Raw genomic sequence first — 23,662 nt, 5'->3', positions numbered from 1 at the left:
TAGGGTGGTTAGACGCGCGATGGGTCTGTCGGCGGGCACGTCGCCATCGCGTATATATACAATTTTGCTAAAATTATCGGAACTCATTGCCCTCCCACGTTTTGACTCCCGATTCCAGGAGTTCGTGTGCGCATGAGTAAGACCGAAGACCGGCTGTCATTCATCGAGTTCCAGTCGCCAATGTTGGTCGAGAAAGCTCCTGACGGCGGCAGCTGGCTTCACGAGATCAAGTATGACGGCTACCGGACCCAGCTCATTGTGGAGGGTGCAAGGGCGCGAGCCTTCACGCGCCGGGGTCACGATTGGTCACATCGGTACAAGAGAATCGTTAAGACGGCGGCGAGCCTGCCGGCAAAGTCCGCGATCATCGATGGTGAGGCTGTCGTTCTGGGCGAGACCGGCCTCCCGGACTACCAAGCCTTGGAACGGGAGCTAGGCAATCCGGGCTCGCCGAGGCTCATCTTCTATGCGTTCGATCTGCTTCATCTCAACGGCAGCGATCTTCGGCAGCGGCCGCTTTTGGAACGCAAGGCGGCCTTGGAGAAGCTGCTCAAAAGTTCAGCGCCGACGCTGACCTATGCCGAACATCTCGAGGTGAGCGGCACGGATATGTTCGCGCATGCCTGCCGTATGGGCTTGGAAGGCATAGTGTCAAAGCTTGCCGATTCCCCTTATCGCTCCGGCGTCCAGACAAGCTGGGTCAAGATAAAATGCATCAAGAGCGACACCTTTCCTATCGTGGCTTTCGTAGAGAAGCTTGGCGCTCAACCGCGCCGGATCGCCTCGCTCTACATCGGCAGGCGTGAAGACGACCGGCTGCTTTATGCCGGCAAAGCCCAGAGCGGCTACAGCTTGAGTATCGCGCGACAGGTCCGCGAGCGTCTCGACCCGCTGATTATTGACAAGGCGCCATTGTCGGAGCCGATCGACAAGCCCAAGGCCACATGGGTCAGGCCGAACGTTTTGGCCGAGGTGCAGTTCAGCGGCGTCACCGACCGCGGCATCTTGCGCGAAGCAGTATTCAAAGGCCTCCGTGAGGATCTCATCACGGTCCCGGCAAAGCCGCCCGCCTCATCGAAGCGGCGGAATAGGGCCGAGGGACACGCAGTGCCCCGTGAGAACGTCCTTCAGCTGCTGCCGGACGCGGTCTCGCCTTCCAAGGAAGCCCTTGTGCGCTACTGGGAACAGGTTGCCGAGCAAGCGCTGGTCCATCTCGGCCACAGACCACTGAAGCTGGTCCGCCACGCGAGCGGGACCACTTTCTATCACAAAGGTCCCTTGCCCGATATTCCGGGCGCCGTGCATCAGTTGCGCATCCAGAAGCGCGAGGGTGGGCAGGGTGTCCGCGTGTGGGTGGACGATCTCGCCGGTTTGCTCGGGCTGGTCGAGATGGATGCGGTCGAGCTTCATCCGTGGAACGCCACCATGGATGACATCGAGCGGGCCGACCGCGTCGTGCTGGACCTCGACCCCGGCGAGGGCGTCGAGTGGGAGCAGGTGATCGAAGCGGCGCTGGCGCTTCGCGACATCCTGGAGGCTTCAGGTCTGAAGAGTTGGCCCAAGGTCACCGGTGGCAAGGGCATCCATTTGATGGCCCCTCTTGAGACAAGGATGACCCACGACAACGCCCGGCAACTCGGCAAGTCGCTTGCCCGGTGCCTCGCTGACGCGCATCCCGACCGCTACCTCCTGTCTGCTGCACCGGCGGCAAGAACGGGACGTATTTTTATCGATTACCTCCGCAACGGGAGAGGCAACACGGCCGTGGGCGCGTTCTCTCCACGAGCACGCCCCGGATTTCCAATCGCCCACCCTGTGACATGGGGCCAGGTTGAGCGGGCGGTGCGGCCAGACGCCTTCACCATGGATCAACCTTTCAAGGCAGTCATCAGGAAAGCAGCCTGATTGGACGATGTGAAGCCAGTGCGGCTGTGCTGTGGCAGTGCTGTCAAATTTTGCCGCCACTGCCGCCTTGATCGACAAGCCGGCAGATGCGTCGTGGCGGCGGCAGGACCGGCGCCAGCCTTGTAACCAACGTCATGTCCACGGAGGGCGAGAGCACCTCGTCGCAACCAGCGCGCCGCCAAGGTCCGGTCGGTCAGCCTGTGCTGAAACCCAGCCCCCCCGTCAAGAACTGCAGTCCGGCTCCACGAGAAGCGTGCTATATTTCGCCCAAAGTTGCTCGCAGTGCTGCGCTCTCAAACTTGGTACTCCCGCGTTCCCATAGAAGATCATCGCAGAGCGAACATCGTAGCCCAAAACCGACGCGTTCGCGATAAAGTGAACCGCATCGCCCAGACGGCGAAGTTCAATGGCAGCTTCTTTCTTGTTCGCCGCGTCAAACACGCCGAGAACCCGCACTTCGTCATCGCGCGAGGCCAGTACGGCAGCCATGGCCTCGTCAGTCATCGTCCCCACGACTGGACACGCCATTGCCGCAGAACCGACCCGAGGGTGTCCCCTGCGTTGACATCCGATTCGCACCAGCAACGGTTTCTTCTTTCGTCCTCATTGCCTCTCGCAGCGAGCCAAATAGCGGCAGGCTTCGTAAGACCAATGAGGCACTGACCTGCAAACTCGGCCGGTTCGTCGGTGCTCGTGTCGAATACCGCCCACATTTCGCTTGGTTCCTGAACTGGCAAGAATTTCAAATTAGTCTCCGCTAATTTTCTACCCGAACATAAGCGGAGGCACATTGTTCCGGCGGCGACCCGCCGTTGGTCAACAGCAGTACGATCACGGTTCTTGAAGCCAGACATGCCTAAATTGCCATCCAGCACTGGAAGCGGAAGGGGTCTGCCGAATAGGTGGACGGGTTACCAGCCCGGTAAAGTCGTGCCGCTTCGGTTACGCATGAGGTCGCAGGTATGCCGAATACCTGCCGAGCGGCTCAACGCGGCACTTGTCGTTGATCCGATCCGCACGCATGCAAGCCTGGTGGCGGATCGCAAACTCACAATCGAGGTTTAGATGGCGCGCGCGATGCTCTTACAGCCCACCCTCGGCAGGTCGCCGATCAAGAAAGGTTAATTGCGACGTTGCGCAACAGCGCAACGGATTTTCGCATACCTTCCATCGGCGTCAGCATCATGTCCTCGTGCTCGATGGACAAGACATCGTCGTAGCCAACCTGCTTGAGCGCGGTACAGAACTGCCGCCACCAGGTCTCACCGTGACCGTAACCGAGTGTGATGTAATTCCAGGCTCGTTCGGCATAGAGGTTTGGTGGGCGCGGATCGAGCGTGCCGTCGATGGCCGCGGCGATGGGCTCGATCCGGGTATCCTTGGCGTGCACATAATAGATGGCCGAGCCGAGCATGCGAATGCCGGCAATCGGATCCGCCCCCATCCACAGCGGGTGACTGGGATCATAGTTGGCGCCGACCGTCTCTCCGACAGCGTCACGCAGCTTGAACAATGTCTGGACATTGTACACGGCTTGATGGCCATGCAGTTCCAGGCATAGTTTGTGAATGCCGAGATTGTTTGAAAACGCCACGAGGTCGCGCCAGTAGGGAATGATCCGCTCCTCCCACTGATAGCGCTGGATCTTGAGGCATTCCGGCGGCCAATCGGTGATGATCCAGTTCGGGTTGGCGTCACCCGGTCCGCCCGGCAGGCCTGACATCATGACGACACGGTCGATCTCCATCAGGCCGGCCAGGCGAATGGTGTCCTGTGTCACACCATGGTGGACCTGCCCCTGCGGGCCCGGGTGCAGCGGATTGCCCGAGCAATTGAGCGCTGCAATCGTCAGCCCGTGATCCCGGATCTTGGCGACGAACTCCTTGCGCGTGGCAGCGCTCGCGAGCATGGCCTGCAGGTCGATGTGGGGCGCTGACGACCAATTGCCGCACGCGAATTCCAATGTCTGAAGCCCAAGCTCGGCCGAGGCGGCTAACATCTCGTCGAATGGGAGGTCGCCGAGGCTGTCTGTAATCATCCCGATCTTCATCTGGAAGCTCCTCGTTTCGATTGCCCTAAAATCTGACCGTCTCGAACCTGCCCGACTTGGCGGAGGCAAGCGCTGCCTCGCACAGGATCATCGCCTTGCGGCCGTCGCTTGCCGTGACCTCGGGCCGTCGCCCCGTTTCGACGCAGGTAATGAAATGATCGATCTCGGCCGCGTAGGACTCGGCATAGCGCTCAACGAAGAAGTAATAGGGCTTGTCGCGCGATATCGCCTTTGCGCCTGACATTTCAACCGATGTCGGCATCCTGTTGCCGGCCCGCAGCATCCCGTCCGCACCATGCACCTCGATGCGCTGGTCGTAGCCGTAGGCGGCCCTGACGCTGTTGTTGATGTGACATTGCCGGCCCGACGACGTGCGCAGCACGAACATCGCGGTATCATAGTCCCCCAGCTTGGCATAGTGCGGCGCGACAAGCGACGACCCGGTCGCGAAGAGCTCGACCGGCTCCTCTCCCAACAGGTTCCGTGCCATGTCGAAGTCGTGAATGGTCATCTCCCGGAAGACCCCCCCTCCTCCCGCCAGCGCTTCCTCGGTTTCCGGTTCCGGATCCCGGCTGGTGATGATGACCTGTTCAACGGCACCGATCTCGCCTTGCGCAAGGCGCGCCTTCAGCGCCCGAAAGCTCGGGTCGAACCGACGGTTGAATCCGATCTGAAAGGGTACAGCTGCCTTCTCGACAGCCGCCAGACATTGATCGGTGCGCTTGAGATCGAGGTCGATCGGCTTTTCACAGAAGATCGCCTTGCCACTGGCGGCCGCGGCCATGGCCAGGTCGGCATGCGTTCTCGTTGCCGAAGCGATGAACACCATGCGGATCGATCGGTCATTCATCACGGTCTGGGTGTCGGCGATCTCGGCCCCTGTCAGGGCCGAGACCTTCGATGCAGCCTCGCGATTCGGATCGACGATATAGCGCAGGCGCACCCGGGGGTGGCGCGCCAGGTTGGCCGCATGCACCTGGCCGATAAGGCCCGCTCCGAACAGACAGACATCGAGCATATCTTTCCTTCCCTAAAAGGCGGCATGGTGTCGGCCATGAGCGTGGCCGCGACGGCGACTTGATTGACGTGAGTGACTGCCCAGCCGGGTCGTCATTTGACGGCTCCCATGGTCAGTCCGCGAACCAGATGGCGCTGCACCAACAGCGCGAAGACGACGATCGGCAACGCGCCGATAACGCCAGCGGCCGACATCGAGGCCCAGTCGGTGTCGATGCGGCCGATCAGCGTGGCGGTGCCGCGTGGCATCGTCATCGCGCGGGGCGTGGCCGTCAGCGCCAGAGCGAAGAGGAATTCGTTGAAAGTGACAAGCACGGCAAAGATGGCGGTCGCCGCGAGGCCGGGAGCTGCCAGCGGCAGCGTGATGCGCCGGAACGCGCCGAAGCGGGAATCGCCATCGACCATGGCGGCTTCCTCGAGATCCACTGGGATTTCCCGAAAGAAGCTCTCCATCATCCAGACGCAGAAGGTGATGTTGAAGGCGGTGTAGGTGGCGATCAAACCCAACCAGCTGTCGAGCAGGCCGAGCTTGAGCATCAGCAGATAGACCGGGATCAGGATCACGACCGGCGGCACGATGCGCAGCGTCAGCAGGAACAGACCGACCTTGCGCTCCGTCATGAAAGGCAGGCGAAAGCGGGCGATCGCATAGGCGCCCAGGGCGCCGCAGAACAAGGCGATCGTCACCGAGAAGAACGTCACCACCAGCGAGTTGGTCAGATAGGCGCCGAACTGCTTTTCCGTGAACAACCTGATATAATTGTCCAGCGTAGGACCATGTGGATAGAGCGTGCCTTCCTGGGTGATCTCGCGATTGGACTTAAGCGATGTCGAGACAAGCCAGTAGACGGGCAAGAGCACGATGGCCAATACGGCGCTCATCAGCCCGATCCGCGCCAGACGATTGTTCATGATGCATCGACCCTGCGCAGAAGCCGCACGGCGCTAAGGGCCAGCGCAAGCACGACCAGCCCGATCGTGACGAACAGCGCCGCCGCATAGCCCGTCTGCTGGAATTTAAAGGCGGTGTCGTAGCCATAGATCGAGACCAGCCGCGTCGCCTCGCCCGGTCCGCCCCGGGTGAGCACGAACACCTGGTCGAACGTGCCGAAGGCGTCGATCGTTCGCAGCACGATTGCGATCGCCAGCACGGGCCGCATCATAGGAAAGGTAAGATCGGCAAACACCCGCCAGGTGCCGGCGCCATCGACGCGAGCGGCCTCGAAGGGTTCATGCGGCAGCGACTGCAGGCCGGCCAGAAGGATCAGGAACATCAGCGGCGTCCATTCCCAGACGTCGAGCACGACAAGGCCGATGAAGGCCTTGATGGGATTTCCGAGAATTTGCACCTGGCCGCCGCCCATCCACTCGGAGACTGCCGTCAGCATGCCCGCGTCGCTGGCATAGATCAGCCGGAAGACGATGGCGACCACGACCGGTGTTATCACCATCGGAATAATCAGGATGGTCCTCAGCAGGCGGATGCCGCGAAATTCGCGCAAGCAAAACAGCGCCAGGGCAAAGCCCAGAATTGCCTCGAAGGTGACCGACAGGGCGACGAATTTGACCGTCACCAACAGCGAATTCAAAAACTGTGGATCGCTCCACAGTTTGATGTAGTTGCCCATGCCGACATCGGCGACTACCGAGCCATAACGATAGACCTTGGTGCTGGCGCGCAGGCCGTCCCACAAGGGATAGACGAGCACGCCCAGCACGATCAGCAAGCCTGGCGCCAGCATGAGATAAGGGAGGGCGAGGTCGAGCCCCGCCCCCTGCAGACGGTATTTGCGGCTCTGCGTCCCGCCATTTGGCATCAATAATAACCGACAGAAGACAGGTACTCCTTGACCTGCTTGGCGGCCGTGTCCAACGCGGCCCCGCCACCCGAGCCAGCCTGCAGCGCCTTGTTGAGCTCGATGCCGAGCAGTTCCTCGACCTTGGCCCAATCTGGCGTGCGCGGCCTCGGCAGCGCTCCAGCGTCGAGCTGCTGCAAGGCGACGGGGATCAGCCGGTTGCCGGGCTTGGCGACGCCGAAGGCGCTCCGCTTGACCGGGATGGAGCCCGCTTCCGACAGCTTGGCCTGGACGTCGGCGCTGACATACCATTTCAGGAACTCGACCGAGTTGGCCTTGTTGGGCGCCGATTTCGGAATGCCGGCAATGAAGATGCCCATCTGGGCGATCGCCGCAGTCTGTTTCGGCACGGCGCCGAAATCGAGCTTGCCAGCCACCTTTGTCTGCGTCGGATCGTCGGCCTTCAGCGCATTGCCGGAATATTGGATGATAGCACCTGCTTCGCCGCCGAGGATCGCCGCGCCTTCCTGGTCCGAGTCGAACTCGACGACGCCGCTCGGCGCGTTTTGCTTCATGGTGCCGACGAAGAATTCGGCCGAGGCTTTGCCTGCGGCGGAATTGAAGACCGGGTTCCACTTGTCGTCGAAGAAGGAGCCACCAAACGACAGGAAGACCGGGTACCAGCTGGTCACGATCGGATTGCCGGAAACGCCCCGGAAGACGACCGGATATTTGATCTTGCCCGCCGCCACGCCTTCCTTGCCCTTGGCGATGACCTCGTCCCAGGTTTTCGGCGCGCCGCTTGTGTAGACATCGTTGCGGTAAGTCAGCGTCTGCAGATCGCCGACGAACGGCACGCAGATGAGCGCTGGCGCGGCAGTTTCAAAACCCTTCACGCGCGGGCCTTTCTGGGGCGGCCAGTAGCCCATGTCGATCATCGAGCCGATCCAGTCCTTGTCGCCGCCATCGATGCCGGCCGCTCCAAGATCCTCCAGCACATTGGCGGCGCCGAACTGCGGCACCCAAGGATCGTCGAGAAGATAGAGGTCGTATTGGCCGGCGCTGTTCTTGGCGTCGGCGAACCACTTCTCCAGGGTTACGCCATATTCATCCTCGAGGAACTCGATGTCGAAGCCGGCATCCTTGGCCAGAGGGATGATCTTCTGTTTGAACGGGGTCAGGCCGCCGTCGGCGAAGGCGCCGATGATCACCTTCTTGCCAGCGGTGCTCGCCGCGACAGGCAGGCCCAATGCCGTAAGGGCCGTCGAGGCAAGTGCGAGGCCAATTCCCCCCTTGAGCACGGAACGGCGAGTAAGTCTGCTAATGCTGGACTGCGTCATTTCACTCTCCATCACTGTTGACCCTATGGACGGCCGTCAGGCCGGCGGAATTGAAGAAGCATGCATTCGACACATCGAAAGTGAGCCCGATGTTGGCGCCCACCGTGCCCCTGAAGTCGCGGCCTGCACGGACCGAAACATTGCCGCTGCCGATGCGGACATTGACCAAGGTCTCGTTGCCCATCGGTTCGACGACATAGATCTCGCCGGGCAGCGCGGCCCGGGTGCCGGGTGCCGCAACACTCATGTCTTCCGGCCGCAGTCCGATCTCGACCGCCCCGGCGGCGCGGCATGCCGCCAGCCGGGGCGCATCTATCGGAACCAATGCTCCGCCGACCTCGATGCATTGTTCGGCAAGCGCGACCGGCAGAATGTTCATCGGCGGGTTGCCGACGAAGGTGGCGACGAAACGGTTGGCCGGGCGGTCGTAGATATCGCCCGGCGGCGCCATCTGCTGCAGTTCACCGGCGTGCATGACCGCTACGAAGTCGGCCATGGTCAAGGCCTCTACCTGATCGTGCGTGACATAGAGGGTGGTTGCGCCAAGCCGCTGGCAAAGCCGTTTGATCTCGCCGCGCATGGTCAGGCGCAGGCGTGCGTCAAGGTTCGACAGCGGCTCGTCCATCAGGAAAGCGGCCGGATCTCGAACAATGGCGCGCGCAAGCGCCACGCGCTGCCTCTGCCCGCCCGAGAGCTGGCGCGGCCGGCGATCGAGCAGGTGGCCGATCTCGAGGACCGCGGCGACCTCGTCGATCTTGGCTCGGCGCGAGGCATCCGGCATGCCGCGAATCCATAAGGGATAGCCGATATTCTCACCGACAGTCATCTGCGGATAGAGCGCATAGCTCTGGAAGACCATGGCGATGTCGCGGTCGCGCGGCTGCAGCCGGGTCACCTCACGCTCGCCGATGAAGAGCTTGCCGGCGCTCGGCATGTCGAGACCGGCAAGGATGCGCAACGCCGTCGTCTTGCCGCAACCCGAAGGACCGAGCAGGGCCAGGAACATGTGGTCGGGAACGGCAAGGTCAAGCGAGCGCAAGACGTTCAGCGCGCCGTAGTTCTTGACCACATTTTGGTACAGGACAGAACTCATTGCCGCTCCCCAGCGCGCCCTAAGCGTATCAGTTCTCCCGTTCGTCGACCTCGAAACCGGCTCCGAGGGCCAGGTCGCGCAGGTTGCGATAGCCCATCTTCGCATAGGTAAGGGGATGGGCCTTACTCGGATCCTGTTCGGCCTCGACCACCAGCCAGCCGCTATAGCCATTGTCGGCAAGCATGCCCAAAAGCGTCGAATAGTCGATGGACCCATCGCCGGGCACTGTGAAGATGCCTTCCATCACCGCGCCCATGAAGCTCATATCCAGGGCGCGAGCGCGCTTCAGCACATCGGGCCGCACATCCTTGCAATGCACGTGAACGACGCGGCCGAGGTGATGCCGCAGCAACGTCTCGGGATCGCCGCCGGAGAACACGCAATGGCCGGTGTCATAGAGCAGGCCGACGGCTTGCCCCGAACCGGCCATCAGCCTGCCGATCTCGTGATCCGTCTCGACGATGGTCCCCATGTGGTGGTGAAAGGCCATGCTAACGCCAAAATCGGCGAACCGTTCAGCCAGTCGCGTTATCTTTTTGCCGTAGGACTCCCACTCGTCTTCAGCAAGCTTGGGACGCTGCGAGATTGGATCGTGAATGGCGCCATGGCGGCCGCGCGACGTATCGGCGTAGACGACGTGCTTGGCGCCGAGGTCGCGCAGCAGCGTCAGATGCGGGAGGATGGCGTCGAATTCCTCCTCGACCTCCTTTTCGCAGATCCGGCCATCGTACCAGCCCGAGACCAGCTTAAGGCCGTAGGTCGCGAGAACCGCGTCCAGGTCCTTGCTGGCACGCGGGAACTTGCCGCCGAGTTCCGTTCCCGCGTAGCCGGCTTCGGCCGTTTCGGAAAGGCACACCTCGAGTGGCGTATCCCCGCCCAGCGCGGGCACATCGTCATTGCTCCATGTGATCGGATTTATGCCTATGCGGACAGCCATCATCGTTCCTCATCGGACAGGCCGGGGGCATTTGCTGGCGGTGCCTCGTCGAAACCAATCAGGTCGGTGAGGCGTCTTGCGGTCTGTCTGGGCCCGTCATTCCCTCTTGTTTTCATTTAAGCGCCGATCTGTCTCCATCGCGAGAGCCAGTTCGGTGAGAAGTGAAGGTGCCAGTTTCACTCGCCGCGGCGCTCGTCTAAGCTCGATCCGCTCTCATACCGCGAGGCATTTTCCGATGCAGATATCGAGGCGCAAGCGCCAAGGCTTTCCGATGGACGCGCTGATCATCGATCGGGCAATTGATGAACCGATCCATCGCCAGCTCTATCGTCAGATTGGCGCGATGATCCGTGAGCGTCGTCTGGCGCCCGGATCGGAATTGCCCTCGTCGCGCGCGCTGGCTGAGGATTTGGGTCTCGCCCGTAACACCATCGTCGCCGCGTATGACCAACTCGCTACGGAAGGTTATCTTGCGAGCCGGCAGGGCGCGCGACCGGTGGTCATCGACCTGCCCGTGAACTCGACCGATCAAGGCGGCAAACCCACGGCCATGGCAATCCACCGTCCGCTTTCGAGGCGCGGCGAGAGCCTCATGCGGCAACCCTTCCATCATGGAGCGCCGGGGCGCTTTGCCTTTCATCCGGGCATGCCGGACCCGCAGAACTTTCCGTTTGGCGTCTGGGGCAGGCTGCTTGCACGCCGGGCAACGTTTGGCGCCGACATGTTGTTCGGCACCTATCATGTGACCGGCCTGCCGGCGCTCAAGGAGGCGATTGCCGGCTACCTGATCTCGGCCAGGGGGGTGCGGTGTTCTCCCGAACAGATCGTCATAACGACGGGGGCGCAGGCGGCGTTCGATTTGCTGGCGCGTCTGCTGCTCGATCCCGGCGACACGGTCTGGCTGGAGGAACCGGGCTACTACGCGGCCAGGGCGACCTTCACCGTCGCTGGCGCCAATATTGTGCCGCTTGTGGTCGACCGCGACGGCTGGCAGATAAACCAGCCCGAGGTTTCACCGCGCCTGATCTATGTGACGCCCGCCTGCCAGCATCCCTTGGGGATCACGATGCGCATGGACCAGCGGCTGCGGCTGTTCGAGATCGCCGAGCGCAACAATTCGTGGATCATCGAAGATGATTTCGACGGTGAGTACAGATTTCAGGGAAGGCCGGTCCCCGCCATACAGAGCATGGATTACGCCGACCGGGTCATCTATGTCGGCACCTTTGCCAAGCTGCTGTTTCCGGCGCTCAGGCTGGGCTTCATGGTCTTGCCCGCCGCCTTGTGCGAGGGCATTCCGCATGCGCTGAGCACCACTGGGCAGTTCGCACCACTCCTGCTGCAGGCGGCGCTGGCCGATTTCATCGATGAAGGGCACATGACCCGCCACCTCAAGCGCATGCGCCGCATCTACGCCGAGCGCCGCAAGCTTTTCTACGAATTGTGCCAGACCGAATTGGCCGATCACATGACCCTTTCGGCGGCGGAAGCCGGAATCCAGGTCGTTGCTTGGCTTCACGAAAGTTGCGACGATCGGGCGGTCGTGCAATGCGCCGACAAACTCGGTGTCAACGCATCGCCGCTTTCGAAATATTACTGGTCATCCTCCGGAAATGGCCTAGTGCTTGGCTATGCCGCCTGCAACAAGGCCGATAGCGAAGCGGGAATCCGACGTCTGCGCCAAGCCATCGAGCAAGTGCGCACTTTGTCATGAGCCCGTCTGCCTGTCATGCAGCGGGAGCAAGCATCACCTCGAAATCCTAGCCATGGCTTTGCCGAACGATGGGCTGCGCAACTCACCCTGCGGACCTGGCCGCTGAACGGTCTCGGGCCGGCAGCTCCACCCCGACCCTTGCGCAAATCGTAAGATTGGCCGTGTGAACCCGAAGGCGGCGCCATGATCGCTACGATAAGCCAATTCCAGCCGTTGCTTCGAATTGACTTCGGCGACACCCCACGATGAGAGGCGCTGGCAATCTCGCCTGGGACCTCAGGTTTTGCCAATTCGAAATTGGCATTGGGAATGGCAGGCAAACCACGAAAGCGGACGGGCGTGCGGTAATCTGCTGCCAGACTTAAGTCTGGGGTGTGCAAGCCAGTAGGCCGGTAACATCGCCGCAACGGTCCTGCACGCGCCTTTCCGCGGCTCGAGCGGGAATATCTGCGCCCCCTCCGCGTTCCCTCTATGTACAAGAGGAGGAGATCTATCATGCAGAAATTGACCTTCACCGGCATAGCGCCGCTGGCTCTGCGGGCGTCAGCCGCATTGGTTCTGGTTGTTGCGCCCTATCAGGTCAGCTTTGTCGGCTCGGGCAAGCTGCGGCCAGCCGCCGCCTATGCCGAGAGCGAAGGCGGCAGCGGCGGAGGTGGTGAGGGCCATGGCGGCAACTCCGGTTCTGGCGGCGATGGAGACCACGGCGGCAACTCAGGGTCTGGCGGCGGCTCCGCGTCCGGTGGCCACGACGGTGGCGCAGGCGACGACGACGGCGGTCACGACAAGGGTCATCATGGGCAGGAGCATGTCGACGCCGCCGGCGACAAGGTTGAAGTCTCGGATGACAAAACTGAAGTCACTCATCCCGACGGCACCAAGGAAGAGATCGAAAATGGCCGTCTCGAAGTGAAGGACGCGGCAGGGCGCACGATCGTGGAGAGGGCTGCAACAGCTCAGGATATCGCGCGGCTGCAATCTCTGTAAGAATACGGCCCAGCCTGAAGCAAGCACGCATCAAGCCACCTTCGCCGGACGGCGGAGGTGGCTTTCGCAGCATCGCACTTGGGCTGAATCTCTCTCCACGCTTTACCTCGGGAGGGCGCGGACGAGCGTTCGACAAGGCTATTGCGCAAATAACTTTTGGCGCCGCTGTCGATCACGCAGAAGTGACCGCCGTGCGGACCTGTGCAATATCGGCCTGATCTGCAATCGCATTCGTTCGTGTCGAGGGTCGGCGCCATCTCGGCGCCTTAGCCGCCCAAGACGCGGACGCCGCTTTGGGCGACTACGGTCAGCACTCAAACCCTTTCGTCATCGGCGATGTCCCAGACCGGGATAGGCGCTCCCATAGCACGAGCTTTGAGCCGCACTGTTTCCACCGAGAGAGACCGGCCGAATAAAGCAGCGATTGCATTTGGAATAGCCGGCCTTCCGGGTGGAGTTTGAACACCGGCCGCCTTTGATCGGGATGGCAGGAACCCGTACCATCAAACGTCGCCGGCGCTGGCGTATGATTGGAGCCGGGTCGTTGACGAGAATGTTGTCTGCCGGCGGCAGACGTTCGGCCAAACTGAACTGGAACCTAAACGCACACGGCTGGTTTGATGGCGAGAAAGGAGGACCTCCATGATACGCTTACTCGTTCAATTCGGTGCCCTTTGCCTGGCGTACAAATTTGGCAAACAAATAGGCCGTGAGCAGGGCCGTCTCTCGCCAACAGGCCAACCCCGACGCCGCTCCTTTCCGGAGGCGGGTACCGCACAAACTGGTGAGCCCAACGAACAAAGTTAGCGCTTGCGGACTGTGGCCACCTGCGAACCGCCGCAGGCCTCTGACGAGGCCATGCGACATGCCGCAAGCTTCGCGTGAGTGTCAGCGCGACGCGGGCCGACGGTGCCTTCTCAACCTGGTAATCGCAGAGTGTCCGACAGTGATTATGCCCCCGCAGTCAATCCGCACTGTCAATTTGTCGGCTTGGCGATCGATGCGGATGATATCCCCGACGAGAACCACCTCATCTCCAGCGCGCGTTTTGGGTGGCGGGTCAACCGAATAGGGTTGACCATACGACGAAATGCTTACTTGGGCGCGTCCGCTCGGCAGTATCGAGGTAACGGTGCCCGTCAACGCGACCTCGTCACCGATCTCAAATTCGCGGGGCACGCTACAATGTAGCATCGGCGTCCTCCGGCGCTTCCAGGTATCAATGCCGACAAACTGACTTGGTTGCGTTAAATCGTAAGTCTCTCCCTCGCCCGCATGGTGAGGTCATTCATGTGATCTTCTCTGAAAAGCGAAGTGCGCCGCAAATCCTCCTCACCGCGAAAGGGCTTCGCCCTGCCGATGATCCCGGCTCGATTGGGCTGGCGACCGCTGTATGCCTTTCGGTGGCGGCCCGGGGTGCGTGTTCCTGAGCACGAGCAGGCCTCGAAGCTGCAATTGGTTGACGAAATCGGTGGAAAGTCGTCGAGCAGAGGTGTTCTGGCGGAGACTGTTGTTTTAGCCTGGTCCCGCCGACTGAAACCCGCGCGGGTGTGTCAGGCTCGAACGGTTCAACCCATGTCAGTGTCTGCCTTTCCCGTAAGCCGAGAGCTTTCCTCAGTTAGGATCGTCGCCGACGCAATAGCTCGGCTTCCGAATGACGAAGCGGCCGTGCTTTGGGACGAAACGGCTAAGCATCTGTTGTCAGTGGCGATTGAACGCGGCCATGACACAGACCGGGCGCGCACTGAGGTCGTCCGGTTCTTCGATGCGGTTCAACGCATGCGAACGACGGTTTCATCAAAATAGATGGAGACGATTGTCGCAGGCTATGAAAAGCCTACGACAATGAGGAGTTCCGTTTTGCACATAGTTGGCCTTTACCGGTGCCCGGGCGTTCCCGCCTTTGTCTGCGTGAGAGAGGGAACTCGGTGCAGTTACCTATCGCAGGACGACTACAGAGCGTCCGGATATCAGCCTGACTTCGAGGTGCTGCCTTGGGAATCGGAATACAGGGCCACCAGAAATCCTTACCAGTGTTCGCAGACGGTGATACGAAGCGGCAACGTGCCGGACAATGCCGCCGCGGCATGAGCTTCCATCAGACGATCGACCTTCTCCTTGGCCAAGCACCTAGGCTGAATTGTTCTCGAGCAAAACAAATTGGGTCCTTTTAACAAATCTAAGTGCGGGCGAGCCTCACTCCTGTAAATTCCCCAGGAACGGAGGCAGCGATGAGCCAGAAGCGCCGCGATCTCGACTATCTTGTTCAGCACTATATTGAGTGCAGGAGAGGCAAACCTTGGCCGCTGTCAGTATCGGCTGCCGTGGTGGCGATACGCACGGTTTTCCGGGAATGCCTCGCTTCCGATCGTGAATTGGCAACGCTCATTGCCAGAGCTGCGATCGATCGAGGACAGATTGTCGAGTTCGACCTCGATGAGCCTGCGCAGGCGGCATAGTGCCAATAGACGCAGGTACTCGATCAATTCTCACGGCCTGACACAAGTCCCAACAATGTGGAATTGGGGTCTTCGGATGAGTGCGGATAGCTCTTCAAGAAGACCTCGGACCGCGCGTCACGCGACCTGGCTGATTCCGACATAAGATCGCAAACTCGGTCAGTCGCGCAGCTGGCGCTCTGCAACTCAAGGCCGGCGGATCAAGTCAAAGGCAGTGGCACGACCTGATCAGCAACAACACGCCGATTGCGTAAGGGATGAACAAAAACACCATAGCCAACCAGTAGCCAGGTTGCGCCATCGCCGCCAAATCTGATCCAAGCTGTTCCATTGGCTGTCCAACGCAGGACGGTCCAGCTTTGTTCCCGGGTTGCGACCTAGGAACCCCCGGTGGGGTTCCAGGTCTTACGCTCGGTGGTGGAGCTGCAGCCCCGGGATTAGCCTACACCAGCTCTGATTTTGCTTTCTCACCTTCACCCTCGTGCGCCCGTACAAACGTGCAAACGATCCATCGATCCTAGGCCATTTCGAATTGCCGCGAAGGAGTTCCTCGGCAAGGATTTCCGTCACTCGACGCGCCTGTGGTCTGAACAACCAGGACGCTGTGCGCTTTCCTTTCTCGCAAGCGGCGCAAAGGGTCGCGCCCAGCGTCGATAGTCAAGGTGGCCGGAAGCTGGCGAGACCCTAACGAGGAGGGGCAGCAAAAAATGGAAGCTTCGCTCACACACAGCGCCCTTGTTCTGACGGCTCTGTCCGCGCAGTGCCAACAGGTTCGCCAACACCAGATGCACGAGCGCGCCATCATCAGGGTCGCGGCCCAGCGATCGCCGGCAAGAGTTTTTCACGCAGGATTAACAGACAAGATCGTTGCCGGCCCTCAAGAGTTGACAGTCGACTAGCATATTCGACGCTTCCTCAACCGAACCGGGTTGGGCGGAATTTGGCCAACAAGGGATGTTCGTTTCCCGTGGCCATCTCGCCTGCAAGCAGTTCGCCAGCGATCAGTCCGAGCGTCGCGCCGCTGTGACTGAAGGCAACGTAATATCCCTCAGTGCCCTTCAGCCGACCAAATACCGGCTCGCCATCGCCCGGGATCGGCTTGGGACCGACGCCGTAGCTCTCCAACTCCAGCTCCGGATTGCCCTCAAGCACCTTCGAGGCTTCGTCGAGAAGCCCCTGGAGGGTCGAAGCCTTCACGCCATACGTACCGTCGGGATTGACGATTACCTCTTCTTCGGACCATGCGGAATCGAGTACGAGAGCTCCGTCCGGCGTTGGGCGAACAGCGACCCGCGGCGTGTTGAGCACCGCCCGAAGTGGAAGGGCGACAGGCTTGGTCCTGACCAGTAATGCGATCGGCGTTCCGTCCGGGATATGCTGCCCGGTTTGCGCCACCGTGCGCGGGACGTCGCTGCCCGTTGCCAAGAGGACCGCATCGGCAGCAAACGTGGCGCCCCTCTCCGTCGCGACGCCAGTGGTGCGCCCCGTGGCAAGTGTCACCGTTGCGCGCCCCGCGTCAGTGACGAGCTGACCGCCCCGCTCCACGAATTCCGCAACCAGCAATTTGATCAACGACGGAAGATCGACCCAGCCTTCACCCGGATTGAAGATCGCGCCCTGGCGCGTGACCGCGCTTGTCGCGATGCCCGGCGTAGCCGAAGGAATGTCGCCTGCGAGCAAATGGCGCGCGTCATATCCGAGGCTCTTTTCATGTGCCAAGGCTTCCAGGATCTCATTCGAGGCGTCGTCCGCATCCCAGGTCAAACCACCGTCGAAACGCAGCCAGGCAGCATCCGGGTATTTTGCCGACAAGGTGCGGTACCGGTCGATGCCGATCATGCGCAGCTGATGATATTCAGCCGATCGCATGCGTGCGGAGTTGAGCCACGCGAGCGACCGGCCGGACGCTCCACTGGCCAGCGGTCCATCATTGATGAGGATGGTTTCGATGCCGAGCCGCGACAGATGAACGGCGGACGAGACACCAAAAATACCGCCCCCGACAACGACGACTTTTGAGACCGGGTGTGTAGGCATGGAATGTTCTTTCGCTGTGGAGAATGAATCGTGCGAGTGGACCGTGTCGTCCTGGTTCTTCGGCTTCGGATCAAAGCACTTCGGCCAGGAAGTGCTTTAGGCGTGTGCTCTTGGGTGTGTCGAAAATCGCTGCGGGTGTGCCGGCCTCAATGACGCGGCCTTCGTCCATGAAAACGACCTGGTCCGCAACCTTGCGGGCAAAGCCCATTTCATGGGTCACCACGACCATCGTCATCCCGCGCTGGCCAAGGTCCGCCATCAGATTGAGGACCCCCTTGACCAGTTCTGGATCAAGCGCGCTGGTCACTTCGTCAAACAGGATAACCTCCGGATCCATGGCGAGCGCGCGGGCGATTGCCACACGCTGCTGCTGACCACCCGAAAGACTGCCGGGGCGATGGTGTTTGCGTGCGGCAAGGCCGACATCGGCCAGACGTGCCTCGGCGATGCGCGAAGCTTCATGCGCCCGGATGCCCTTGACCTTGGTCAAAGACAGCATGACGTTTTCAAAGGCGGTATGATCCGGAAAGAGATTGAACTGCTGAAATACCATCCCGACCCGCCGTCGCAGCTTCTCGGGTTTCATCGCCAGGATGCTCGCTCCGTCGAGCAACACGTCGCCGCCCTTGGGTTCGACCAGACGATTGAGGCAACGCAACAGCGTCGACTTACCCGAACCCGAGGGACCGATGATGCAAGTGACCGTACCTGCCTTGACCGTCAGGCTGACGCTCTTGAGGACGTCGAGCTCGCCATAGGCCATATCCAGCCTGCTGACGGCGAGACTGCCGCCCTTGAACAGGGGACGCTCCGACGAGGATCCGAAACCTGCCTCCGACGATGCGCTGCTGGTGGCGCCTTCCAGTTCACTCACCTCGGCCAGGCCGCTTGTGACCATGCCAGCTTTTTGCTTTCCAGTCCGCAGCCGGTTGTCGATGTGATTGACCACATGGGTCAAGGGTACGGTGATGACGAGATAGAAAACGCCAGCCAGGAGCAATGGCGACAGATTTCCCGTGACCACCGCCTGATCCTGGCCGACACGGAAAATCTCGCGCTCCGATGCGAGCAGGCCGAGGAAATAGACCAGGCTCGAATCCTTGACATTGCCTATGAACTGGTTGACCAGGGCCGGCAGGACGCGGCGGATGCCTTGCGGAACCACGATCAGGCGCATGCCTTGGCCGTAACTCATGCTGAGCGCCCTGCAGGCCTCCATCTGGCCGCGTTCGACGCTCTGTATGCCCGAGCGAAAGATCTCTCCGATATAGGCGCCGGCGATCAGGCTCAGTGCAAGGATGCCGAGCGGATAAGGCGAAGGGCCGAAGATTTCACGGCCCATGCGGGCGAAGCCCTGGCCGATCAGCAGGATCGTGACGATCGCCGGAAGTCCGCGGAAGACATCCGTATAGATCCGGGCGGGAATGCGCAGCCAACGTGATTGCGAAATGCCCATGATTGCCAGGACCATGCCTATTGCGACCCCGAGCACCGTCGAAGCGGCCGCAAGGACCAAGGTGTTTTTCAGTCCGATGGTGATCATGCTGGGTAGCACGTCGGCCATGGCTTGCCAGTCGAGAAAACTGCGACGCAGGTTTTCAAGCCAGTTCATTCGGGCCCCTTCTCATGGCGCGGGTGCGAACTCATCATGCGGTCAGAGAGGTTTCCAGCCGCCGACCCTGGCCGACGGCTGCGGTGGTCACTTCTTGGGAAGGTATTGATCGGGCATCGGCGAACCGGGGAACCACTTTTCATAAAGCGTCTTCCACGTGCCGTCCTGCATGGCTGCATGCAGGGCGGTGTTCAGCGCAGTACGCAGCTTGTCGTTGCCCTTGCGAATGACGAAGCCCGCTGGCGCGTCGAACGATGGGATATTGACTGCAATCTTCAGCTCCGGGTAGCGCTGGCCATAGTCCTTGGCCGCCTCGTAATCGAGAAAATGAGCATCGACGGTGCCGTTGTTGAGCGCCGAGACGGCCGAGTTGTTGTCGGGGAATTTGACCAGATCGGTTCCCGCGAAATTTTTTGCGGCATAGATTTCCTGCAGCGTGCCCTGCACGACCCCAAGACGCTTGCCCTTGAGTCCGTCAGCCGAGGTGATCGTCTTGTCGGCGGTGAGAACGGATAGGTAGCCGGCGAGATAGCCGTCCGAAAAATCGACCGTCTTCTTGCGCGCTTCGGTCGTGCCGATCGCAGCGACCGCGATGTCGAAACGCCCATTGGCGACCGAAGGCATCAGGGCCGAAAACTCCTGACCGGTGAAGATCACCTGATCGGGCTTGAAGCCTAGCCGGCTGGCGACATTCCGGAACAGTTCGATGTCGAAACCCGTGAAAGTACCATCGGCCTGGGTGAAGGCGTAGGGCTTAGCGTCGCCCATCGTGCCGACGCTGATGACCTTGGCATCGATAAGCCCATAGGGATTGTCTTGCCCCGCGGTGGCCTGCGAAACAAAAGCAGCCCCGACACACGCAATTGCAAGCGCCACTCGGCCAGCCCGGGCCGGCGCCGTCAACCATCTAAGAATTCCAAACTTGTTCACGTCTTCTCTCCACTCTGAAGGTCTGTTTTCTTGGCATTCGCTCGCGGCCGCCCTCCAGCCGCCTTCAACAGGCGGGTCTTAGCGGCTCATCGCCCTACAAAAGAGACCGGTTTCTACAGGATGAGACCGGTCTCATCAGTCAGGCTACCGCCCGATTGACCTCCCGTCAACATTTCTTGTAGTCGTTCTACGATGACGAAAGTCCCATTCAGAGCCCGCCCCAAAACGGTCGCTGACGTTGCGCGAGCGGCAAACGTCTCGAAAGCTACCGCCGCGCGCGTGCTGGGCGGGTATGGTGTGGTCAGCGACCCGGTCCGTGCGAGCGTCACGGCAGCCGCCAAGGCCCTCGATTATCGGCCGAACGAACTCGCCCGCAGCATGACGACCGGAAGATCGGGCATCATTGGGGTGGTCGTCGGCGACATCGAAAATCCGTTCTTCAGTCTGGCCGTGCGAGGCATCAGCGATGCGGCGAAAGGGGCCGGCTTCAACGTCATTCTGGCGAATTCCGGCGAGAAGATCGAAGCCGAAAAGGCAGCTGTACGGCTATTGATCGGCAAGCGTGTCGACGGGCTCATCGTGACACCCTCGGAGTCACGCGACATCAGCCATCTGCGCGACATCCATCGTTCCGGTCGGCCGCTTGCCCTGCTTGACCGAGCCCTGCCCGACCTGGATGTCGATACTGTCACGGTTGACGACCGTGAGGCCGCCATGCAGGCGACGCGAGTGCTCATAGACGCCGGTCATCGCAATATCGCCTATGTCACCGCGGTGGAAGCCAAGGGCGACGAATACTTTGACCTCCGGCAAATCTACACGTCGTCGGTCCGCGAGCGCATCGATGGCTTTCTCACCACGTGCAGGGGCGCCGGAGTCGATCGACCCGAGCGCCACGTCCGGCTCGGCGCTACAAGCGCCGAGGCGACACGCAGGATCACTGACCAACTGCTGTCCCAGCCAGACCGACCCACCGCGATCCTTGCCTCTGACAGCGTCATTGCACTGGAAATCCTGCGGACCATTCGCCAACGCGGTATGAGGATTCCCGACGAAATTTCGCTGATCACCTTTCACGATGCGGACTGGACCGGTGTCACAACTCCGCCGATCACCGTTGTCGACCAGCCCGTCTATGCACTTGGCCATAGCGTCGCGGACCTGCTCATCCGCCGGCTGAAAGGCGATATCCAACCAGCGGAAAGGCTGGTCCTGCGGACCGCGATCATCACCCGAGGCTCGGTGGGTGCACCACATCCGTGAGCCACCACAGTTGAGACAGCAACATCTCTTCACCTCGAATTCGAACCAAGGAGATGAGGCCGGGCGTGGAGACCTGCCCGTGTGGCCGCCTTTGGACCGGAGACGGCCTGCTTCCGCCGCTTCGGAACAAAGGCAAGCGTTCATCATTCCTTGCTGGAAGGGATGACGTTTCGGCAGACAGGAATATCGACATGAAAGCTTTGATCCTGGGAACCTTGGCGCTTTGTCTGGCAGTCCCGACCATCTCTTCGGCCGCCGAGGCTGACGTGGTGATCTCCACCCATCACCGGCATCACGATAACGCCGTCTTGTACAATGATGAAGGAGGCCGTCTTCATCACCGACATCATCGCCAAATAGCGTTCTACGACAACGGTGATCATGCCTGGCGCCACCGCCACCACCGCCCCGACACCGTTATCCTGACGAATTCCGACCACCGGCGCCACCACACCGTCATATACAATGATGAGGGTGGTCGTCTTCATCACCGGCATCACGGCCAAATGGCGTTCTACGACAACGGCGATCATGCCTGGCGCCACCGCCATCACCGCCGCGACGCCGTCACCGTGACGAGTTCCGTCCAACGTCATCACCAAAACCGTCCCGTGGTCATTCAGCAGGACGGCGGCGACAACGACTAACCGCCTGCCGACCCGGCTCCTGCCGTCAAGGAAGGAGCCGGGCCAACATGCAAGTGCATGGTGGAGGCGGATTACTGGAGCGGTGTTTTGGGTGTGCCAGAGGTGGCAGTTCTAGTCCTCATCAACGATGGAGCTGGTGCGGTCGCCGCAGTCGACGACATTGTCACGACGGTACATGGCGGCTTGCTGAAGCGGGGAATCGAAGCAGAGGTGAGACTGGTCGCGGGCAACGAGATCAGCGAAGCCGCCTCGCAATTCGTCGGCCAAAAGACAACGTCGGGTGAAAACATTCTGGTCGTCGGCGGCGGGGATGGCACGCTTAGCTCTGCCGCGGCCGTTCTCGCCGGGACTGAGGTGGCCCTGGGTGTTCTTCCGCTTGGCACCCTCAATCACTTTGCGAAGGACCTCTGCGTGCCACTGGAACTTGACGCGGCGATGGATGTAATCGCGGCGAGACGTCCGGTGCTCGTCGACGTCGCGGAGGTGAACGGTCGCGTTTTCTTGAACAACTCGTCGATCGGTCTCTATCCCTTCTTTGTCGCGGAACGCTCTGCGGAACAGAAGCGACGAGGAGCGGGGAAACTAGCAGCAATCGGTCCCGCTCTTGTTCGGACATTGAGGGCGGTATCTTGGCAGTTTGTGCGTATCACCGCCGACAAGGGTGAGGACCAGGTGCTGACACCGTGCGTGTTCGTCGGCAACAATTTCTACGACGTCGGCGATTTTGGGCACCGCGAAAGCCTGTCTTCACGAGAACTGTGCGTCTATGTCGTCAGGCGGCGAACGTGGTTTGGGCTGGCATTGCTGCCGTTCAAGATCGCGCTTGGCCTGGTCGATCGCCATCGCGACTTGGAACTGCTTCGGCCGTCAAGACTCGAGATCATCTCGAACAGAAGAGAGACCCTTGTTTCGGTGGACGGCGAGGCCACAACGATGAAGATGCCGCTGCACTTTCAAATTCGACCAGCGGCACTAAAGGTCCTCTCGGTCCCGGAGCCGGATACGAAGTAACCCGAAGGCGGAGATTTTCTTGCAAACACTTGTGCACCTGTCCGACCTCCATTTTGGCACGACGGACACTCGCATAGTTGATGCGATCGGCGCCGAGGTCCGGGCATGCAAACCAGATTTGGTGGTTATATCGGGTGATCTGACCCAACGAGCTCGCCGGGCAGAATTCTGCCAAGCACGAGAATTCCTAGATGCGCTTCCGACCCCACAAATTGTGGTGCCCGGCAATCACGACGTGCCGCTCTTCAACATCTTCGCGCGAACGCTCACGCCTCTTGCTCGCTACAAGCACTTTATCCAGGCAGACACGGACCCGTTTTATGCCAATGACGAACTCGCAGTGGTCGGTATCAACACTGCGCGGTCCTTTACAATCAAGGACGGAAGGATCAATGCCGGCCAGCTTGCTGCCATGACTGCTCGATTTGCGGGCCTGGCTGACGAAACCACCAAGATAGTCGTCACCCATCACCCGTTCGAAGGGCGAACATTCGGCCATGCGACCGGAGTCGTCGGACGAGCCAAAATGGCTATGGAGGCGTTCTCGCAAAGCCGCGTCGACATCATCTTGTCGGGGCATCATCACCTCCAGCAAGCCAATCTCAGTACAGTTCGTTACGCGAAAGCGCGATATGCAGCGTTGCTCATTCAGGCAGGCACGGCGGTCTCAACGCGCCGTCGCGACGCAGCGAACTCGTTCAACATAATCCGCGTCGAACGTCCACGGATACGCCTTGAATGTCGTGCTTGGCAGCCGCAGGCGAGACAATTCTCCACTTCGGCGAAGTATTCGTTCGGTTTGGGTCCAGATGGCTGGGTGCTGGACGAGGCGTGACCCAGGGCCGCCTGAAAACCTGGCACGACGAT

Annotated in this window: 20 protein-coding genes; 8 read left to right on the top strand and 12 right to left on the bottom strand. The window is 60.8% G+C overall.

Annotation, left to right across the window (positions count from 1 at the left end; genetic code table 11):
• The first annotated feature begins 132 nt into the window (after nt 1-132).
• Entirely contained in the window at nt 133-1,905 is a 1,773-nt protein-coding gene (ligD, locus tag X742_RS148990; RefSeq protein ID WP_023773560.1) for a DNA ligase D, read from the top strand.
• A gap of 222 nt (nt 1,906-2,127) precedes the next feature.
• Here ligD and X742_RS148995 read toward each other — a convergent pair whose 3' ends face one another.
• From X742_RS148995 to iolE, 8 genes are all read right to left on the bottom strand, one after another.
• Nucleotides 2,128-2,409 (bottom strand): hypothetical protein, encoded by a 282-nt coding sequence (locus X742_RS148995; protein ID WP_023773559.1) that lies wholly within the window; start codon nt 2,407-2,409, stop codon nt 2,128-2,130.
• A gap of 607 nt (nt 2,410-3,016) precedes the next feature.
• Entirely contained in the window at nt 3,017-3,955 is a 939-nt protein-coding gene (locus X742_RS149000) for a sugar phosphate isomerase/epimerase (RefSeq protein WP_023773558.1), read from the bottom strand.
• Between the two features lie 25 nt (nt 3,956-3,980).
• A complete protein-coding gene (iolG, locus tag X742_RS149005) occupies nt 3,981-4,973 on the bottom strand; it encodes an inositol 2-dehydrogenase (protein ID WP_023773557.1) in 993 nt (330 codons plus the stop codon).
• 92 nt (nt 4,974-5,065) lie between these two features.
• A complete protein-coding gene (locus X742_RS149010; RefSeq protein WP_023773556.1) occupies nt 5,066-5,884 on the bottom strand; it encodes a carbohydrate ABC transporter permease in 819 nt (272 codons plus the stop codon).
• The gene (locus X742_RS149015) at nt 5,881-6,789 is read right to left on the bottom strand and encodes a sugar ABC transporter permease (RefSeq protein ID WP_023773555.1); all 909 of its coding nucleotides are present in this window, start codon (nt 6,787-6,789) and stop codon (nt 5,881-5,883) included. Before X742_RS149015 ends, X742_RS149010 begins: the two co-directional genes overlap by 4 nt.
• Nucleotides 6,789-8,108 (bottom strand): extracellular solute-binding protein, encoded by a 1,320-nt coding sequence (locus tag X742_RS149020; RefSeq protein WP_198019223.1) that lies wholly within the window; start codon nt 8,106-8,108, stop codon nt 6,789-6,791. The genes X742_RS149015 and X742_RS149020 overlap by 1 nt, the downstream gene beginning before the upstream one ends.
• A gap of 1 nt (nt 8,109) precedes the next feature.
• On the bottom strand, nt 8,110-9,201 hold the full coding sequence (locus X742_RS149025) for an ABC transporter ATP-binding protein (protein ID WP_031248160.1): 1,092 nt from the start codon (nt 9,199-9,201) through the stop codon (nt 8,110-8,112).
• Nucleotides 9,202-9,229: 28 nt separating this feature from the next.
• Nucleotides 9,230-10,138 (bottom strand): myo-inosose-2 dehydratase, encoded by a 909-nt coding sequence (iolE, locus tag X742_RS149030; protein WP_023781579.1) that lies wholly within the window; start codon nt 10,136-10,138, stop codon nt 9,230-9,232.
• 235 nt (nt 10,139-10,373) lie between these two features.
• Between iolE and X742_RS149035 the strand changes: the two genes are divergently transcribed.
• From X742_RS149035 to X742_RS149045, 4 genes are all read left to right on the top strand, one after another.
• Nucleotides 10,374-11,852, top strand: coding sequence for a PLP-dependent aminotransferase family protein (locus X742_RS149035; RefSeq protein WP_023773551.1), 1,479 nt, complete (start codon nt 10,374-10,376; stop codon nt 11,850-11,852).
• A 495-nt stretch (nt 11,853-12,347) separates the two neighbouring features.
• Complete coding sequence (locus X742_RS149040) at nt 12,348-12,836, top strand: hypothetical protein (RefSeq protein WP_023773550.1); 489 nt, start codon at nt 12,348-12,350, stop codon at nt 12,834-12,836.
• A gap of 1,359 nt (nt 12,837-14,195) precedes the next feature.
• Nucleotides 14,196-14,642 carry a DUF6074 family protein gene (locus X742_RS1000000176750; protein ID WP_348524182.1) on the top strand — a complete coding sequence of 149 codons (447 nt, stop codon included), beginning with the start codon at nt 14,196-14,198 and terminating at the stop codon, nt 14,640-14,642.
• Between the two features lie 425 nt (nt 14,643-15,067).
• Nucleotides 15,068-15,295: a hypothetical protein gene (locus X742_RS149045; protein ID WP_023773548.1), complete on the top strand. Its 228-nt coding sequence runs from the start codon at nt 15,068-15,070 to the stop codon at nt 15,293-15,295.
• Nucleotides 15,296-16,210: 915 nt separating this feature from the next.
• Here the strand turns inward: X742_RS149045 and X742_RS149050 are convergent.
• The 3 genes from X742_RS149050 to X742_RS149060 all read right to left on the bottom strand — a co-directional run bounded on the left by X742_RS149050 (nt 16,211) and on the right by X742_RS149060 (nt 19,820).
• Nucleotides 16,211-17,332: an FAD-binding oxidoreductase gene (locus X742_RS149050; protein ID WP_023773547.1), complete on the bottom strand. Its 1,122-nt coding sequence runs from the start codon at nt 17,330-17,332 to the stop codon at nt 16,211-16,213.
• A gap of 70 nt (nt 17,333-17,402) precedes the next feature.
• Entirely contained in the window at nt 17,403-18,944 is a 1,542-nt protein-coding gene (locus X742_RS1000000176560; protein WP_023773546.1) for an amino acid ABC transporter permease/ATP-binding protein, read from the bottom strand.
• 87 nt (nt 18,945-19,031) lie between these two features.
• Complete coding sequence (locus tag X742_RS149060) at nt 19,032-19,820, bottom strand: ABC transporter substrate-binding protein (RefSeq protein ID WP_023773545.1); 789 nt, start codon at nt 19,818-19,820, stop codon at nt 19,032-19,034.
• A 246-nt stretch (nt 19,821-20,066) separates the two neighbouring features.
• Here X742_RS149060 and X742_RS149065 point away from each other — a divergent pair, with 246 nt between their 5' ends.
• Nucleotides 20,067-21,137, top strand: coding sequence for a LacI family DNA-binding transcriptional regulator (locus X742_RS149065; RefSeq protein ID WP_023773544.1), 1,071 nt, complete (start codon nt 20,067-20,069; stop codon nt 21,135-21,137).
• Nucleotides 21,138-21,280: 143 nt separating this feature from the next.
• On the opposite strand, the gene X742_RS1000000174110 is transcribed toward X742_RS149065, so the two are convergent.
• Nucleotides 21,281-21,733 carry a hypothetical protein gene (locus X742_RS1000000174110; protein WP_031248157.1) on the bottom strand — a complete coding sequence of 151 codons (453 nt, stop codon included), beginning with the start codon at nt 21,731-21,733 and terminating at the stop codon, nt 21,281-21,283.
• 108 nt (nt 21,734-21,841) lie between these two features.
• Between X742_RS1000000174110 and X742_RS149070 the strand changes: the two genes are divergently transcribed.
• Nucleotides 21,842-22,795 (top strand): diacylglycerol kinase family protein, encoded by a 954-nt coding sequence (locus tag X742_RS149070; protein ID WP_023773541.1) that lies wholly within the window; start codon nt 21,842-21,844, stop codon nt 22,793-22,795.
• Between the two features lie 19 nt (nt 22,796-22,814).
• Complete coding sequence (locus X742_RS149075) at nt 22,815-23,630, top strand: metallophosphoesterase (protein ID WP_023781568.1); 816 nt, start codon at nt 22,815-22,817, stop codon at nt 23,628-23,630.
• Nucleotides 23,631-23,662: the final 32 nt, after the last annotated feature.

Source organism: Mesorhizobium sp. LNHC229A00, assembly GCF_000502415.1.
GTDB lineage: Bacteria > Pseudomonadota > Alphaproteobacteria > Rhizobiales > Rhizobiaceae > Mesorhizobium.
Note: the sequence above shows the minus strand (reverse complement) of the source record. Positions and strands in the feature narration are given on the sequence as shown.

Excerpts from the sequence above, each read along its gene's own strand:
- ligD (WP_023773560.1), top strand. The coding sequence starts at position 133 with ATGAGTAAGACCGAAGACCGGCTGTCATTCATCGAGTTCCAGTCGCCA.
- X742_RS149045 (WP_023773548.1), top strand. The coding sequence starts at position 15,068 with ATGAGCCAGAAGCGCCGCGATCTCGACTATCTTGTTCAGCACTATATT.
- iolE (WP_023781579.1), bottom strand. The coding sequence starts at position 10,138 with ATGGCTGTCCGCATAGGCATAAATCCGATCACATGGAGCAATGACGAT.
- X742_RS149000 (WP_023773558.1), bottom strand. The coding sequence starts at position 3,955 with ATGAAGATCGGGATGATTACAGACAGCCTCGGCGACCTCCCATTCGAC.
- X742_RS149010 (WP_023773556.1), bottom strand. The coding sequence starts at position 5,884 with ATGAACAATCGTCTGGCGCGGATCGGGCTGATGAGCGCCGTATTGGCC.
- X742_RS1000000176750 (WP_348524182.1), top strand. The coding sequence starts at position 14,196 with ATGATCCCGGCTCGATTGGGCTGGCGACCGCTGTATGCCTTTCGGTGG.
- X742_RS148995 (WP_023773559.1), bottom strand. The coding sequence starts at position 2,409 with ATGACTGACGAGGCCATGGCTGCCGTACTGGCCTCGCGCGATGACGAA.
- X742_RS1000000176560 (WP_023773546.1), bottom strand. The coding sequence starts at position 18,944 with ATGAACTGGCTTGAAAACCTGCGTCGCAGTTTTCTCGACTGGCAAGCC.
- X742_RS149065 (WP_023773544.1), top strand. The coding sequence starts at position 20,067 with ATGACGAAAGTCCCATTCAGAGCCCGCCCCAAAACGGTCGCTGACGTT.
- X742_RS149025 (WP_031248160.1), bottom strand. The coding sequence starts at position 9,201 with ATGAGTTCTGTCCTGTACCAAAATGTGGTCAAGAACTACGGCGCGCTG.
- X742_RS149050 (WP_023773547.1), bottom strand. The coding sequence starts at position 17,332 with ATGCCTACACACCCGGTCTCAAAAGTCGTCGTTGTCGGGGGCGGTATT.
- X742_RS149035 (WP_023773551.1), top strand. The coding sequence starts at position 10,374 with ATGCAGATATCGAGGCGCAAGCGCCAAGGCTTTCCGATGGACGCGCTG.
- iolG (WP_023773557.1), bottom strand. The coding sequence starts at position 4,973 with ATGCTCGATGTCTGTCTGTTCGGAGCGGGCCTTATCGGCCAGGTGCAT.
- X742_RS149015 (WP_023773555.1), bottom strand. The coding sequence starts at position 6,789 with ATGCCAAATGGCGGGACGCAGAGCCGCAAATACCGTCTGCAGGGGGCG.
- X742_RS149020 (WP_198019223.1), bottom strand. The coding sequence starts at position 8,108 with ATGACGCAGTCCAGCATTAGCAGACTTACTCGCCGTTCCGTGCTCAAG.
- X742_RS1000000174110 (WP_031248157.1), bottom strand. The coding sequence starts at position 21,733 with ATGACGTTGGACGGAACTCGTCACGGTGACGGCGTCGCGGCGGTGATG.
- X742_RS149040 (WP_023773550.1), top strand. The coding sequence starts at position 12,348 with ATGCAGAAATTGACCTTCACCGGCATAGCGCCGCTGGCTCTGCGGGCG.
- X742_RS149070 (WP_023773541.1), top strand. The coding sequence starts at position 21,842 with ATGGTGGAGGCGGATTACTGGAGCGGTGTTTTGGGTGTGCCAGAGGTG.